Raw genomic sequence first — 15,064 nt, forward strand, 5'->3', positions numbered from 1 at the left:
AAGCCCCCGGAGATCACAGTGTCTCGAAGGTTCTGGGCAGCCGGCTGAGCGCCCGCCAGCCCCCGTCGGTCACCACCACCATGTCCTCGATCTGGACTCCGCCGAAACCGAACTCGTAATAGGGGGTTTCGACGCAGAGCACCATTCCCTCCTGGATGACGTGCGGGTCTCCGGGCGCCAGTAGCGGCGCATCGTAGCCGCCGACGAGTCCGATGCCGTGCCCGACGTGAGTGCGGTCATAGTGCGGGATGCCGGCGCGTCGCGTTTCGGCCACAGCCGCCGCGAACACGTCGGCGGTGCGGACCCCGGGGCGCAGCAGCTCCAGCGCCGCCGATTGACCGGCGATCACGGCGTTGGCGTAGCGCCGCGACTTATCCGACGGTTCGCCGAGGGTAAAACATCGCGACAGATCGGATTGATACCCGGCGTAGATGGCCCCGACGTCGAAGCGAAGGATATCCCCGGGTGTCAACACTGAGTCGGGCAGGTTCGCGTTCCCGAAAACCGTCGCAGTGCCCACGGACACCGAATCGACTCGAAGTAGCCCGCCTTCTCTCGCGACCGCCACCCGGTACTCGGTGGCCAACTCGGCCTGGGTGACACCGGGTGTGGCGATCGCCACAGTGGCCAGGATCGCTGACTCAGCGATCCTGGCGGCTTCCTGCAGCCTGGCCACCTCCAGTTCGGTCTTGCGCATTCGCAGTCGGGGCAGCACCGCCGACGCCTCGCACACTTCGTGGTCCCTCAGCGCTTCGGTCAGGGTGGGCTCGTTCGCCGGTGCCACGTCCAGACCGATCTTGGCGCCCTGCAGGCCGAGGTCGGTCGCAGCTGTGGCGATCATCGCGGTTCTGTCGAGTTCGGGTCTGCGATTGCGGTGGGCGGAGGCGACAAGAAGCTGGACCTCATCGAGGTGCGCGCCGGTTTCTTCTTCCCGGAAGAAGTCCCCCCAGGCGTGGTGTGCGAGCCCGGGCGCCAGGTCTTCGATGAGGTAGTCGAGCTCGGCCGCCGGCGCCAGCAGGATCGGCCGCGCCGGGTCGTCGCGGCGCACCACCGCGACGCTACGACCGGGCTTGCCGAACCTGGTCAGATAGCGCACATTCGCCGCAGTTGTCGCCACCAGGGCGTCCAGTCCGGCCTCGGAGAGGGCGGCGGCAAGGCGGTTGGGGTCGTAGAGAAGCCCGGTCACTGCGTCGTCTCCGGGCCACCGAACCGGCCCCGCAGGTCGGTGAGGGTCTCAGCCAACAGCGCGAGTGCCTCGCGCAATGACTGGCCGGGTGCTCGCAACAACCAAAATCCGATATCGGTAACTTCCACCGCGTCGAGCACGGCGGCCACCCTGTCCACCAATTGGTCCGGGGTTCCTGCCCAGCAGAAAGTGTCGATCATGCTGTCGGGCACAAGATCTGCCACAGTCTCCAGTGCGTCATAGTTGCGTGTCGCGATGATCTCCTCGAGTTCTTCGGGAACCGAAAGTCCGGCGTCGGCGACGAACCGGCGGTCAGGGAAACTCATCCACAGCAGCTTGGCCACCATCAGCCGGCATCCTTCGCGGGCGCGTTCGGCGTCGGTGTGGACACAGGTGTCCACGCGTGCCATGGTGCGCAGCACGGCCTTGTCCCGGCCGTGTGCCGCAGCACCGCGCGTGACGTGGGAGAGCGACCGAGCCAGCCCAGCCGGACGTGCCTGGCTGGCGATCATCACGCCGTCCGCAGCGCCTCCGGCCATTTCCAGCATGCGCCGACCCCGACTCGCGATCCATAACGGGACATGTTGGGCAGGAAAAATTTTCAAGTTCGCCGCACGTAGTGTGAAGGCTGAGGTCTGTCGGGTCACCGTTTCTCCGGCGAGCAGGCCCGCGATCGACTCGTAGGCGGCGCGGGTGGTGTCGGTCACTGCGGAACGGGTCAAGCCCATCATCGGCAGCCCCGATCCGCCGGCGCCGATCGCCAATGTGACGCGCCCGTCGGCAAGCTCGTTGACGGTGGCGAGCGTTTGGGCGGTGAGGGCGGGATTGGCCGCGTAACCGTCGGCGACCGCGCCGCCGAGAGTGATCGAAGTAGTCCGCGTCGCCGACACCGTCATCCGCACGAACATGTCGCGAAAGAACCGCTCGTTGGAATGCCAGAACGCGTCAAAACCCATCCGTTCGGCTTCGGCGGCCAGGTCGCCCCAGTCGCTCATGTGGACGTCGGCAACCGAATGTGAGGGAAACCCGAGATGGAAGCCGGTCATCGGGCACTCGCAGCCTTTGTCCGCCAACGGAAGACCCGGCGGGACACGGTGCGGAACACCAATAGTTCAACCAGGACCATGACCACGGTGAAGCCCAGCGTCCAGGCGATCACCGCTGCGGGACGGTTGTAGGAGAAGTAGTACTCGATGCGCTCGCCGATACCGGATCCGGCGGACAGCGCCTCGACCAGCACCACCAGCTTCCAGCCCATCGCGAAACCGAATCGAGCCGCTGACAATAGTGCCGGCGCCAGCTGGGGCAGTATCACGTGCCGAAATCGCGCGGCGGATCCGAGCCGGTAGACCGCCGCCATCTGGAACAACCCCGGGTCCAAGGCCTTGCTGCCGTCGTAGACGAACGTAACCATGAACGGGGTGACGGCCAGAGTGAGCGCGACCAGAGTGGCCAGCTCACCCAGTCCCAGCCATAGCGTCGAGAACAGAATTGTCACCGGGCCCGGTAGGGCCAGCCCGATGAACACGACGGGGTGGGCCAATGCTTCGACATAGCGGTTGCGGGCCATCGTCACTCCGATGGAAAGCGCGATTGCGAACCCGGTGGCCCAGGCGATCAGGATGCGACGCAGGGTGATCAGCATCGATTCGTAGAAGTCCGGTGATTCCACCGCCGCTGCGAACTCCCCGACGACCGAGGCTGGGGAGGGCAGATGGGGCAGCAGACGTCCCGCGCACAGCCACCAGATCAGTAGTCCGATGCCGACGGCCACCAACTCTGGCGGCGGTCGCCGGAACCCGGCGGGTGGCGCCGTGCGGTCGGAGGTCTCGGTGCGATGCAGCACGCTGGTCACGCCGCACTCCCGGCGTTGTCGTCTGTGGTCCAGTACTGCAGCACAGAGTCGATCATGTGGCCCTCCACCTGGGCGATGGCCGCAGACTCGTAGCGGCGCGGGCGGGGGATGTCGATCGTGACCCGTTCGAGCACCCGTCCCGGGCCCGGCGCCATGACGTAGACGTGGTCGGCCAGGAACACCGCCTCGCGGATGGAGTGCGTGATGAAGATGAACGTCTGGCCGGCCTTCGCCCACAGTTCGAGCAGTTTGCCCCGCAGCGAGCGGCCGGTGACTTCGTCCAGCGCCGAGAACGGCTCGTCCAGCAGCACGCATGCGGGTTCGATGGCAAGTGCGCGGGCGATCGCGACACGTTGTCGTTGGCCGCCGGAGAGGCTCCCGGGCCAGCTCTCGGCGAACTGCCCGATCTCACACAGGTCGAGGTATCGGTCGGCGCGTTCTCGCCACTCTATGCGGGGGACATCGGCTGCTTTCAGCGCCAACTCAATGTTCTTTCGGACGCTCCGCCAGGGCAGCAGTCGGGGATCCTGGAAGAGATAACCCAATCGCGGCCTTGGGACCCGCTGGTCAACGCCGTCGACCACCAGCGGTATGCCGTCGACGGTCACGGTGCCCACGGTGGGCGTGGCGAGGCCCGAAAGAATGTTCAGCAGTGTCGATTTCCCGCAACCGCTGGGCCCGACGATGCAGGCGAACTCGCCGTGCGCGACGCGCAGGCTGACGTCAGACAGGGCGGGTACGGCATTGCCGGGGTAGGCGTACGACAGGTCGGTGATGGTGAGGAAATCAGTCATGGAACTGAAAGACTCTCCTTTTCAGGGCTTGTGATAGTGCCGGCCCTCATATCGAGGTGGCGGCCGGTTGGGCGCGCAGGAATCGCCCAGAAGGCGCACGCCAACGGAAGACCCGTCGTTCGACCGGGCGCAAGATCAGATATTCGACCGTGGTGATCATCACGATGAAAAACAGCGTCCAGACGATGAGCCGGTCGAGCTCGAAGTACCCGTAGGCGCGCTTGTACTCTGCGCCGACGCCGATCTGTTGCGAGAACAATTCGGCGATGACGACGATCTTCCAGCCCAGGGCGTGGACATTTCGGAATGCGCTGAAAAGATACGGCGCCATCTCAGGCAGGGCGAGGTGGCGGATCCGGTCGAGCGGCCCGAAGCCGTAGATCTGCGACATTTCGGTCAGCCTGGGGTCCAACGCTTTCACGCCTTCGTTGAGGCTGACCACCACGAAGGGGAACACCACGATCGCCACCGACATGCAGACACCGAACTCGGCGAGACCGAACACCATCAGGCTCAGCAATGCCACCACCATGCTGGGAGCGGTGATGGTGACGTAGACGGCGGGACCGAAGAACCTGTTCCACCAGGAGCTGATCTGCATCAGCAGCGCAACCACCACGGCAGCGGTGTAGCCCATCGTCAACCCCAGTATGAGTCGGCGCAGCGTCGCCCACAGGTCCTCGTAGGTGGTCGCCTCGCCTAGCAACAGGCCGGCGGTCTGCACTGTCTGAGTTGGTGATGGGAGGAAATCGGTTGCTTCCCAGAACAACTGCCAGGCCGTGACCAGCAGCGCGGCCGCTGACAGCATCAGCAATACCCGCGGCGCTGGCCGCAGCTGTCGATCGGCAGAAGTCATCGGCAGTTACTCTTCGGAACCGGGCAGTCGGGTGACGGCACCCTGCGGCGCCGAGGTGAGTCCGCCCAGGCCCGCCGCCGCGGCCTTCTCGATGAACATCTCCGCCGCGGCGACATCCTCCTCGGTCCAGCGTTTGGTGAAGTACTCGCTGGTCTCGATGAGTTCCTCGAACCCTGCTGCGACGTCTTCGCTTTCGATGCCGATGAGATCGCCGAGCTCACCGGTGGTGACTCGGGTGGGGTCTGAGGCGATCCAGTCGTAGGCGTCGTTCCAAGCGTTCTGGACTCCCGCGGCGAGCTCGGGATTCTCGTCAATCCAGCTGTCGCGGGCCATTGCGGTGAGGTTCCACGACCGGCCGCCCGCCGCTGTCTCCCATTCCTGCCAGCCTGGGCCCCACACCGAACGCATGCCGTATTCCTTGGCCGCGATAATGGTGTTCGGCTCGGCGGTGAAGACAGCTTCGAGGTCGCCGCGATCGAGCAGTCGCAGGAGGGCGGCCTCCTGTGTGAGCTGCAGGTCGTACTGCTCTTCGATGTCGAGGTCGGAGAACTCTTCGAGCATCACCAGCGCCGCGGTCATGCCGCCTGAGTCGAGGCCGTCGTGCCCGACGCGCATGCCGATCAGATCCTGCTCGGTTTGGTACGGGGAGTCACCGCGCACGACAAGGGCGACGTCCTGCACCGCCATCGGGAAGTACGTGGTGACGTCATTGCCCTGGCTGCGCAACAGCGCAGCGGTGAGTGGGTCCCCGTCGAACGAGACATCGGCGTCGCCCTGGAGGAAGAACTGCGCCGAGGCGTCGCTGGACACTTCGAAGTTCTCCGCCGTGAAGCCGTTGGCCTCGTCGAACCCCTGGTCCTTGATGATCTTGAGTGCCATCGAGCTCAAGCCGCCCTCGAGGCCTTGCAGCCGGACGACGGGAGCGCCCTGGTCGGGCTGCGCCGGTTCGCTCGAACTGCAGGAGGAGAGGGCGAGCCCAGCCGCAACGCCGGTGGCGAGGGCGATCGTGAGACGGCGACTGAGTTGGCGAGATGTCATGGTGTGTGCCTCCGAGAGGTAGGACATGAGGTCTCATATATGAAACCTCATACTTGAGGTATGAGGTGTTTCTGTGCGGTAAATTGTTTTCACGCCCATGCACACGCTTCGAGAGGGAGTCCGCGGTGTCATCGTCCTCACTGCCGAAATCCGTCGTGAACAAGACGCTGGGCGTTCCGGCGCTCGGCCCGAGTCCAATTCGCACCGCTTACACCACGGTGACCGACCGTCTACGTAAGGCGATCATCTCGGGCGAGCTGCCCGGCGGGACACGGCTGGTTCAGACCGAACTCGCGCAGAGCCTGTCGGTCAGCGTGACCCCGGTTCGAGAGGCATTGCGCAATTTGATGTCTGAGGGCTTGGTCGACTACAGCCCCTTTCACGGCGCCACCGTGCACGGCACGTCACGCGCTGAGTTGGAGGACATCTACGAGTTGAGATCAGTGCTCATCCCGCTGGCGGTACGAGAAGGCATCAACAACATCACAGCTGAAGAGCTGGACATTGCCGAGGAATTGGCCCGCCGAATGGAATCCGAGGCCGACCCGATTGCGTGGGTCGAGCTAAATAGGGAGTTCCACAAGGTGTTCTATGTTGCCAGCCAACGGCCCAAGGTCTACGAGTTGTTGGTTACGCTCGCCGATTTATCGTCGCTTTACGTCGGGCTGTCGATCAGTGGCGACGCTGAGCGCAGAGCTCGCGGGGACGACGATCACGCCGAGATCATCAGGACCTACCGCGCGGGGGATGTGAAAGCCGCGACCGAGATCACTCTGGTGCACAATCTGGACACCCTCGAGGTGGCCCGGGCGATGCTGGACGAAGCGTCTGGTGGACGACCCGAAAGAGCTGCGGGAACCTAGGACACGAACCGGTAGTCGTCGATCGGGAAGCGGCGGCTGCGCCAGTAGGCCTCCAGCGTGCTCGTGGGCCGCAGCGGAACATCGCCATGCTGGTCGAAGTAGTAGCTGTTGGCCAGCCGGCAGCTGTCCTGCCAGAAGATCTGCCGGTGCCGTTTGCGCATCATCTCGGCGAAGTAGCGGTCGTTGGCCTCCCGGCGCACCTCGACCCGGGTGGCCCGGCGGGCGCGGGCCGCGTCGAGGCACCTGACGATGTGATGGGTCTGTGCCTCGATCAGCGCGAAGTACGACGACCCGACGTAGCCGTACGGGCCGAAGACGGTGAAGAAGTTCGGGAAACCCGGGACGCTCACCCCTTCGTAGGCCTGCAGGCGGTGTTCGTCCCAGAACCGGGCCAGCGAGCGTCCCTCCGCGCCGGTCACCGGGAAGGTGGGCGCCGAAGGTTTGTCGTCGAGCGCCGAGAACACCTTGAATCCAGTCGCCAGGATGAGCACATCGGCCTCGTGCAGGTTCCCGTCGGCGGTGGCGATACCCGACCCGGTGATCTTGTCGATGGGCTCGGTCACGAGGTCGACGTTGTCGCGGTTGAACGTCGACAGGTAGGTGTTGTGGAAACCCGGACGCTTGCAGCCCACCGCGTAGCGGGGCGTCAGCTTGTCCCGGACGACCGGGTCGGCGACCTGCTTGCGAAGGTAGGCCTTGCCCACGGTCTCCATCCGCTGCGCCAGTGGGTTCACGGTGAAGTACTGCGCGGCCAGCGGGAACGTCAACTCCACGTACGCCTGGCTGAGCAACCGCTGCACGGTTCTGCCCAGCGGCAACCGCATCATCCGTCGCGCCGTCGCGGACAACGGGACGTCGAACTTCGGGAAACACCAGATCGGCGTGCGTTGAAAGACCGTGAGGCGGTCGACGATCGGCGCGATCTCGGGGATCACCTGTACCGCGGAAGCGCCCGTGCCGATGACGGCCACGCGTTTGCCGGCCAGCTCCTGATCGTGATCCCAGCGCGCGGTGTGCACGGTCGCCCCGGCGAACGAGTCGACGCCGGGGATGTCAGGCGAGTTGGGGACCGTCAACACCCCGCCGGCATTGACGAGAAATCGGGCGGTGACGGTTTCGGGCGCGCCGTCCCCGGTCAGTCGCATCCGCCAGAAACCTTGTGAGTCATCGTATTCCGCGCTCACGACCTTGGTGCCGAATCGGATCCTGGGCCGCAGTCCGTACTTGTCCACACAGTGTGCCGCGTAGGACTGCAGCTCGTCGCCGGGGGCGTAGGTGCGCGACCACGACGTGCTCTGCTCGAAGGAGAACTGGTAGGAAAACGACGGAATGTCCACGGCGATACCGGGATAGGTGTTCCAGTACCAGGTGCCGCCGGGTTCGTCTCCGGCTTCGACGATGAGGTAGTCGCGCATCCCCGAACGGTCGAGCCTGATCGCCGTCCCGATGCCGGAGAACCCGGCACCGACGATCAGGATCTCGTGGTCGGGGGTCATGGTGTCACATTAGCGCGGCCCGCAGGGCACCGAGTCCCCGTTCGGCCGACGCCGTCGCGGCCGGCACGACGCCGGCATAGGCGATGTAACCGTGCACCAGTGACTCCGCGTTGTGCACCTCGACGGCAACCCCGGCCGCGGAGAGCAGTTCGGCGTACCGGATCCCGTCGTCGCGCAGTGGATCGTGGCCCGCGACCGCGATGTAGGCCGCTGCCAGTCCCGACAGGTCGCCACGGGCCGGCACCAGGGTGGCCGGCGGTTCGGCCAGGTCGGCGTCGCCGACGTACCAGCGGGTGAAGCCCTTGCACGCGGCCAGGGACAGGATGGGCGCATCGGCGTTCTCGGTGAACGACGGCAGCGCGGTGTCGAAAGTCGTGGACGGATACCAGAGCAGTTGAAACCGCAACGGGTCACCCGTATCTCGGGCCAGTTGTGCGACCACGGCGGCGAGGTTCCCCCCAGCCGAGTCACCGGCCACGGCCACCCGGGCCGGGTCGGCGCCGATCTGTCCGGCGTGCGAGAACACCCACTGGGTGACCGCCCACACGTCCTCGACGGCGGCGGGGTACGGGTGTTCGGGTGCCAGCCGGTAGTCGACCGACACCACCACCGCCTCGGCGGCGGCCGCGTGCAGCCGCGCAGTTCCGTCGTAGGTGTCCAGATCACCCACCGACCAGCCCCCGCCGTGGATGAAGACCACCGCAGGTAGCACCGTCTTGTCCGACGGTGGGCGGTAGACGCGTACCGCGATCGGGCCGGCGGGGCCGTCGACGCTGCGGTCCTCGGCCGTCACCTCCGGATGCAGCGGGGTGCGGGGGAGCTCACCGAAGCGCCGTCGGGCCTCCTGCGGCCCGCCGTCGGTCGTCAGCTGGAACGGAACAGCCTCGAGCACCTTCTGCAGGACGTCGTCGACGGACATGGGGACACCGTACGCAGACGGCCGCCGCCGGGTGAGGTAGGACCCCACGACGGTGCCCGCTGCCGGACAATGGAGCAGCGGGAACAGAATTTTCAGAGGAGAGGGACTGCGGTGAGGATGCTGCGACGCCATCGTGGGTCGGCCGATGGACGGGCTGCGGGGCGACCGATCTCGCTTGCACCGCTGACGGTTCTGGAGCTCAGTCCTCCGGAACTGGTCACCTGCGCCGCCGAAGCGGGTTATGACGGCGTCGGGTTGCGGCTCATCCGCGCGACCGCGGAGGAGCCGGAGCGACCGACCATCGGGCAGACACCGATGATCCGGGAAACGCGCCGGCGCCTCGACGACTCGGGGCTGTTCGTGCTCGACATCGAAGTCCTGCGGCTGCGCCCCGACACCAGGGTGCGCGACGACTTCGGCGCCTTCCTGGAAACCGGGGCATACCTCGGCGCCACGCAGGCCTTGGTGACGGGCAACGATCCCGACCATTCGCGGCTGGCCGACAATCTCGCCGAGCTGGCCGATCTCGCCCGTGACTTCGGTGTGGTCCCGAACCTGGAGCCCATGCCGTGGACCCAGGTTCGCGACCTCGACGAGGCGACGACGATCCTGCACCGCTGTTCCGGCAACGGGGTGGGGGTGCTCGTCGACGCCATTCACTACGACCGCGCGCTGGCCACCACCGCCGATCTCGGGGCGCTGCCCCCGCAATGGGTGCACTACGTCCAGATCTGCGACGGGGCCCTCCCGCGGCCGACATCGGTGGACGAGTTGCGCTACCAGGGCCGCAATGCCCGCCTGCTCCCGGGAGAAGGCGCCATCGACATCGTGTCCATGCTGCAGGCGCTGCCGTGTGTCCCGGTCAGCGTCGAGGCGCCGGTCCGGTGGCGGGCGCCCGCGGGAGTGCGGGCCCGCGCGGCACTTCGGGCGGCCCGTGATGTCGTCTCGCGGGCGGACGCCGGTCGATTACGTTTGTCGGCGTGACCTCGCGCCTGGTCGATTGCCCGGTGCAGCAGCGCCGTGGGCCGGTGCGCACCGCTGTCGGCGTCGTCGGGCTGGTTGCTGCGGTGTGTGCCGGCATCGGGGTGGCGGCGCACTTCTTCGGTCCGGTCTCCACACTGGTGACACTGCTGGCCTCGTTCAGCCCGCTGTTCGCGATGCTCGCGGTGGTGTCCGCGCTGTTGCTGGCCGTTGCCCGGCATCGGGTTGCGGCCATCGCGGCGCTGCTCATGGCGGCCGTCGGGGTGGCCGCCCAACTACCGCTCTACGTCGGCTCGCAGCCACCGGAGACGACTCAGGGACCGCAGTTGCGGTTGCTGCAGGCCAACATCCGGCTCGGTGAAGCCGATCCGCACGCGCTGGCCGGACGGGTGCGTCTCGGCGGTGTCGACGTCCTGACCGTCGCGGAACTGACCGAAGCCGCCGTCGACAGGTTGGCGGCGGCAGGCCTGGAGCGCACGTTGCCGTTCACCTATCTGCGGCCACGCGAAGGCGGTGGGGGAGAGGGCATCTACTCACGACATCCACTGTCGGAATCCCGCGTGCTGCCCGGTCTGCGGCACACCAACCTGCGCGCCACCGTCGACCTCCCCGGTGCCGAACCCGTCGCCGTTTACGCCCTGCATCCGTTGCCGCCCTATCCCGAGCCCGCCTGGCGCTGGGCGGTGGAACTCGACCGGATCGGTGCGATTCTCGCCGCCGAACGGCTACCGTTGCTCGTCGGTGCCGATTTCAACTCGACCTACGACCACGAGCGGTTCCGCAATCTTCTCCGCGCAGCTGGGCGGGACGGCGCACCGCTGCTCGACGCGGCCGAGTATCTGGGATCTGGCATCGTCGCCACCTATCCGGCGGACCGGGGTTTCCCGGCGGTGCTGGCGATCGACCGGATCCTGACCCGCGGCGGTACACCGCTGTCTTTCGAGCGTGTCGACCTTCCGGGGTCCGACCACCACGGTGTGCTGGCGGATGTGTTGCTGGCCGCTGCGGATCAGAGCTGAACCCGCGCCTCGGTGATCAGATCGACGACGCGGCCGACGTGGGGTTCGCGGACCACCGAGTCGTGGTCGCAGTCGATCCGCCGCACCGTGAGGTCCCCGGTGAGCACCAGCGGCCACACCCGTGCGTCGTCGAGATTGAAACTGCTGAGCACCAACAGGGTTCGGCCGTCATAGGGGCGCGGTCGGTGCAGCCGGCCCACCCGCACACCGACTTCGCGCAGCGCTTCGGTCTTCTGTTCGGGGGTCTTCTCCACCATGCCCGCCGCCGGCAGCAGGAGCCGTCGCCGCCACAGTTTTGTCCGATCGACCGCCGATTCCTCCAGCAGCGTGGAGCCGACCGCGCCCGGCAGGACCTTGCGCGCGTGACGCACCGTTCTCGTCGGGAGGAACGGATCGAGCATCGCGACCAGAGCGGCGTCGTGGCCCATCGCCTCCAGCCGCCGGGCCACATCGATGGCGATGTAGGCGCCGAGTGAGTGACCGATAAGGGTGTACGGACCCTGCGGTTGCAGCTCCAGCAGATCGCGGAGGTGCCGTCGCGCGGCTCGGGCGACGGTCCAGTCGGGGAGACCGCGGTTCTCCAGACCGTGGGCCTGGAATGCGACGACGCCGGCGCCTGTGCGGACGCGATGGGCGAACGGGGCGAACGACAGCGCGGACGCGCCCGCACCCGCAAAGCAGAACAGGGTCTCGGAGGTGGCCGTCTGAGGTCGCAACAGCACGGTCGTCGAGGCGACCCGATTCGTGGGGTCTGCCGGCAGGCCGGTGCGGCGGGCCGCGACGATCCGGGTGAACTGGGCCACCGTCGGAGCGCCGGCGAGATCCGCCGTGGCGAGGTGCACGCGGTGGCGCCGTGCGAGGTGTCCGATCATCTGCTGGACGTTGAGCGAGTCCCCACCGAGGGCGTAGAAGTTCTCGTTGCGCCCGACTTCGTCGAGCCGCAACACGTCAGCCCACACGGAGGCGATCTGAGTCTCCAGCCCCGGCGTGGGAGGTTCGATCGTTCCGCGGCTCGGGACAGGCAGGGCGAGGCGGTCGACCTTGCCGCGCTCGTTTCGCGGAAGCGCTTCGAGCATCACGATGTTGGCGGGCACCATCCATGCGGGCAGGCGGGTGTGCAGTTGCACGCGGACGTCTGCGACGGCGGGGCTGCGTTCCCCCGGCACAGGGGTGACATACGCGGTCAGAGACCGGGTTTCGGCCACCACATCCGCGACCACCAGCGCTTCGCGTATTCCCGGGCATTCCAGCAACGCCGCCTCCACCTCGGCCGGTTCGACCAGATAGCCGCGGATCTTCACCGCGGCATCCATCCTCCCGAGAATCATCAGGACGCCATCGGCGGTGATCCTGGCGCGGTCATTGGTGACGAACGTGCGACTGCCGTCCGGGTTCTCGACGAACTCCGTGGTGGCGTTGCCCGGCTCGAGGTAGCCGGCGGCCAGGAACGGCGAGGTGACGGTCAGCCGTCCGTGCTCGTCGACGTCGAGGTGTTTGTGCGGCGCCGCCACGCCGGCGGGGATGACACCCACCGGAATGTCGTCGGTGGGCCAGATGTCGTGATGCGCGATCCCGAGCGTTTCCGACGAGCCGGCCCAGTTCGTCAGCACCGCATTCGGCGCCAGAGCGCGGGCACGCCGGATGACGTTGCTGTACAACGGCTCTCCGGTGGTGACGATTCGCCGGACCCCATCCAGCACCCGGGCGCCTGCAGTCTCGGTCAGTGACTGCAGGAACGACGGCGTGCACATCACGATATCGGCGTCGGCAAGTTTGGCCAGCGCGGCGTCGGGAGCGCAGTTGCGCGGTTCGATGACGATGACCTCGGCACCGGAGAGCAGTGATCCGATGAGCACGTTGAGGCCGGCGGCGAAGCTCACCGGCATGCAGAGCGCCACCTTGCGGCCCTCGGTGATCCCGAATCGGTCGCGGTGCAACACCCAGTCGCACAGCCAGGTTCCGTTGACGTGCAGCACCGCTTTGGGTTCGCCCGACGAACCGGAGGTGAACTGGATGCTGGTGACCGTTTGGACGTCCGGCAGCGGTGCCGGCTGCCGGCTTTCGGCCCGGCTTTCCGGCGGATCCTGCAGGTCGTCGGCGACGACGGTGTCGAGGTGGTAGCCGTGCTCGGCGAGTGCGCCGATGATGTGTGCGACGCGGTCCCGGGGCAGGCCGGTGTCTAGGGGTACCAACGGCGCGCCGGCAGCGAAGCTCCCGAGGATCACCGCCGCGGTATCCGGGTCGAGGTCGCGGATCAGCGCCACCGGTGCACCCGGGCTCGGGCGGTTGAGCAGTGCAGCAGTCCACTTCGCGGCCGCATGGCCGAGGTCTCCATAACTGGCGGAGCCATTTTCGGTGCGTAGGGCGACGTGTCCGGCGCGTTGTTCGGCGACCTCGGCGAACCGTTCGCTGACCGAGCGGTGTTCGATCGGACCGTCGGCGCCGGGGGCAGGTCGCGCAGGCGGTGTCGTTCCGGCGCTCCCGAGTGCCCGACCGGGTGTGCTGACGGCGCCGCGGAGGAGCACGAGCGTCGGGACGACGAGGATGAGCGTGCACATCATCTCAGCCGCCAGGTAGGTGTAGCCGACGGCGTTGATGCCCCAGTGGGGAAGGGTCACGATGACGCCGGCCACCACGACGATTCCCAGCAGTACCTGTGCGGTCACCGCGAGGCGGAGCCTGCGTCGCAACCTGGCCAGCGCCGTGTAGATCGTCATCAGCGCCACCGAGGGCAGCGTGAAGGCCATGATGCGGATGAGCGCCGTGCCGTGCTCGGCGTAGTCCGGACCCAGGATGCTGAGGATGAGGGGCGCGGCGACGAGCAGTGCCACGCACCCGGCCACCGCGGCGCCGCCACAGAGCAGGACGAATCGTATTGTGCACGAACGCAGATCCGCTCCCGGTGTGGAGGCAGTCGCGACGAACGGCGCGGCGGTGGCACCGATCAGGATCCCGAGCGTGTTGACCACCAGCCAGCACATCGAGAAGTAGGCGTTCATCTCGGTGCCCAGCTGCGCTACGACGATCAGCGGCACCAGCAGCGGCACCGTGACGTGGACGGCGTTGATGGCATAGGAACTCGCGAAGAACTGGAACAGATCCCGCCGCGGGGGCAGATCGGGGGCGCCTTCGCGGCGCGCTGTCTCACGTCTGATGACGACGACCGCGATGATCGCGGTGATGACCGCGGCGGGCGCCACCCAGGACCAGACGATGGCGGTGCCGGTGGCCAGCGGGATCGACGCGGCCACCGCGACCAGCTTTGCCGTGGACTGCCCGATGTTCTTGGTCGCGATGGTGCGCGGCCGCCCCAGGCCGATCAGAATCTGGTCTTGCAGGGCGTAGAACGCCAGCACCGCGACGAACAGCGGGAACAGAAGCGCTTCAACCCAATTCGAGAACAGCTGGGAGCGGGGTCCGACAGCGACGAACACCGTGCCGAACAGCAGTGCGGTACATGCGGCGAACCCGATTCCTCGGCGCACCAGATGCTGGGTATCGGCGCCCGCCAGGGGCAGGAAGCGCTCGTAGAGGCTGCCGAGGCTGAAGTTGGCGAGGATCGCGATGAGTGAGGCCGACGAGATGATCGCCGAGGCCCGGCCGACCTCGGCCGTGTCGTAGCCGCGCGCGGCCACGGTCCAGAAGACGAACCCGAGGATCCCGGTGGCGGCACTCGAGGTCATGACGGCGGCGATGTCGATTCCGAGTGCGCCGCCCTGTAATCGCCGCAGGGGTGGATCCACCGCGGCGTCCGTGTCGGTGCCGCCGAGGGCGGTGGCACGGCCTGTGGTCGGCATGTCGCTGAGTTCCTAGGAGAGGGTCGGGCCCGCCGAGAGCGCGGTGGAATGGGGTCGTCGGTGACCGCTCGGATGACGATACTCATCAGACCCAGATTTGGTTAGGCTACCCATAGTTGTGATGCTGGTCATAACCTGCGATGTAGGCAACATAGCCTGCCCTAACTTCGCTAGGGTCTCCTCTGATCACCCCCAGGGCGCATTTGTAGCAAAGTGCAGCCACTACGCCTCATGACGTCGCACGCGCGTCTGAAACCTCT

General features: G+C 66.9%; 12 protein-coding genes. 3 read left to right on the forward strand and 9 right to left on the reverse strand.

What is annotated here, in order from left to right; genetic code table 11:
- Positions 1–13 precede the first annotated feature (13 nt).
- From BEMPMBAN_RS26445 to BEMPMBAN_RS26470, 6 genes are read right to left on the reverse strand one after another with little or no spacing between them, the layout of a single operon-like run.
- Positions 14–1,186, reverse strand: coding sequence for a M24 family metallopeptidase (locus BEMPMBAN_RS26445; protein WP_159234517.1), 1,173 nt, complete (start codon positions 1,184–1,186; stop codon positions 14–16).
- On the reverse strand, positions 1,183–2,232 hold the full coding sequence (locus BEMPMBAN_RS26450; protein WP_159234518.1) for an LLM class flavin-dependent oxidoreductase: 1,050 nt from the start codon (positions 2,230–2,232) through the stop codon (positions 1,183–1,185). Before BEMPMBAN_RS26450 ends, BEMPMBAN_RS26445 begins: the two co-directional genes overlap by 4 nt.
- Positions 2,229–3,041 (reverse strand): ABC transporter permease, encoded by an 813-nt coding sequence (locus tag BEMPMBAN_RS26455; protein ID WP_159234519.1) that lies wholly within the window; start codon positions 3,039–3,041, stop codon positions 2,229–2,231. Before BEMPMBAN_RS26455 ends, BEMPMBAN_RS26450 begins: the two co-directional genes overlap by 4 nt.
- Positions 3,038–3,835, reverse strand: coding sequence for an ABC transporter ATP-binding protein (locus BEMPMBAN_RS26460; RefSeq protein WP_159234520.1), 798 nt, complete (start codon positions 3,833–3,835; stop codon positions 3,038–3,040). Before BEMPMBAN_RS26460 ends, BEMPMBAN_RS26455 begins: the two co-directional genes overlap by 4 nt.
- A 46-nt stretch (positions 3,836–3,881) precedes the next feature.
- Complete coding sequence (locus BEMPMBAN_RS26465) at positions 3,882–4,691, reverse strand: ABC transporter permease (RefSeq protein WP_159234521.1); 810 nt, start codon at positions 4,689–4,691, stop codon at positions 3,882–3,884.
- A 6-nt stretch (positions 4,692–4,697) separates the two neighbouring features.
- On the reverse strand, positions 4,698–5,729 hold the full coding sequence (locus BEMPMBAN_RS26470) for an ABC transporter substrate-binding protein (RefSeq protein WP_234897712.1): 1,032 nt from the start codon (positions 5,727–5,729) through the stop codon (positions 4,698–4,700).
- A gap of 125 nt (positions 5,730–5,854) precedes the next feature.
- Between BEMPMBAN_RS26470 and BEMPMBAN_RS26475 the strand changes: the two genes are divergently transcribed.
- The gene (locus BEMPMBAN_RS26475) at positions 5,855–6,592 is read left to right on the forward strand and encodes a GntR family transcriptional regulator (protein WP_159234523.1); all 738 of its coding nucleotides are present in this window, start codon (positions 5,855–5,857) and stop codon (positions 6,590–6,592) included.
- Here BEMPMBAN_RS26475 and BEMPMBAN_RS26480 read toward each other — a convergent pair.
- On the reverse strand, positions 6,589–8,088 hold the full coding sequence (locus BEMPMBAN_RS26480; protein ID WP_159234524.1) for a flavin-containing monooxygenase: 1,500 nt from the start codon (positions 8,086–8,088) through the stop codon (positions 6,589–6,591). The two genes, BEMPMBAN_RS26475 and BEMPMBAN_RS26480, sit on opposite strands and share 4 nt — an antisense overlap.
- A gap of 4 nt (positions 8,089–8,092) precedes the next feature.
- Positions 8,093–9,007, reverse strand: coding sequence for an alpha/beta hydrolase (locus BEMPMBAN_RS26485; RefSeq protein WP_159234525.1), 915 nt, complete (start codon positions 9,005–9,007; stop codon positions 8,093–8,095).
- A 117-nt stretch (positions 9,008–9,124) separates the two neighbouring features.
- On the opposite strand from BEMPMBAN_RS26485, the gene BEMPMBAN_RS26490 reads away from it, so the two are divergent.
- Positions 9,125–9,991 (forward strand): sugar phosphate isomerase/epimerase family protein, encoded by an 867-nt coding sequence (locus BEMPMBAN_RS26490; protein WP_159234534.1) that lies wholly within the window; start codon positions 9,125–9,127, stop codon positions 9,989–9,991.
- Positions 9,988–11,007 carry an endonuclease/exonuclease/phosphatase family protein gene (locus tag BEMPMBAN_RS26495; protein WP_234897713.1) on the forward strand — a complete coding sequence of 340 codons (1,020 nt, stop codon included), beginning with the start codon at positions 9,988–9,990 and terminating at the stop codon, positions 11,005–11,007. The genes BEMPMBAN_RS26490 and BEMPMBAN_RS26495 overlap by 4 nt, the downstream gene beginning before the upstream one ends.
- Here BEMPMBAN_RS26495 and BEMPMBAN_RS26500 read toward each other — a convergent pair.
- The gene (locus tag BEMPMBAN_RS26500) at positions 10,998–14,804 is read right to left on the reverse strand and encodes a lipopolysaccharide biosynthesis protein (protein ID WP_234897714.1); all 3,807 of its coding nucleotides are present in this window, start codon (positions 14,802–14,804) and stop codon (positions 10,998–11,000) included. The genes BEMPMBAN_RS26495 and BEMPMBAN_RS26500 overlap by 10 nt on opposite strands.
- Between the last annotated feature and the right edge of the window lie 260 nt (positions 14,805–15,064).

Origin of the sequence: Mycolicibacterium austroafricanum (genome assembly GCF_902705885.1) — a bacterium.
Classification (GTDB): domain Bacteria; phylum Actinomycetota; class Actinomycetes; order Mycobacteriales; family Mycobacteriaceae; genus Mycobacterium; species Mycobacterium vanbaalenii_A.

Excerpts from the sequence above, each read along its gene's own strand:
- BEMPMBAN_RS26450 (WP_159234518.1), bottom strand. The coding sequence starts at position 2,232 with ATGACCGGCTTCCATCTCGGGTTTCCCTCACATTCGGTTGCCGACGTC.
- BEMPMBAN_RS26460 (WP_159234520.1), bottom strand. The coding sequence starts at position 3,835 with ATGACTGATTTCCTCACCATCACCGACCTGTCGTACGCCTACCCCGGC.
- BEMPMBAN_RS26465 (WP_159234521.1), bottom strand. The coding sequence starts at position 4,691 with ATGACTTCTGCCGATCGACAGCTGCGGCCAGCGCCGCGGGTATTGCTG.
- BEMPMBAN_RS26470 (WP_234897712.1), bottom strand. The coding sequence starts at position 5,729 with ATGACATCTCGCCAACTCAGTCGCCGTCTCACGATCGCCCTCGCCACC.
- BEMPMBAN_RS26480 (WP_159234524.1), bottom strand. The coding sequence starts at position 8,088 with ATGACCCCCGACCACGAGATCCTGATCGTCGGTGCCGGGTTCTCCGGC.
- BEMPMBAN_RS26485 (WP_159234525.1), bottom strand. The coding sequence starts at position 9,007 with ATGTCCGTCGACGACGTCCTGCAGAAGGTGCTCGAGGCTGTTCCGTTC.
- BEMPMBAN_RS26490 (WP_159234534.1), top strand. The coding sequence starts at position 9,125 with ATGCTGCGACGCCATCGTGGGTCGGCCGATGGACGGGCTGCGGGGCGA.
- BEMPMBAN_RS26500 (WP_234897714.1), bottom strand. The coding sequence starts at position 14,804 with ATGCCGACCACAGGCCGTGCCACCGCCCTCGGCGGCACCGACACGGAC.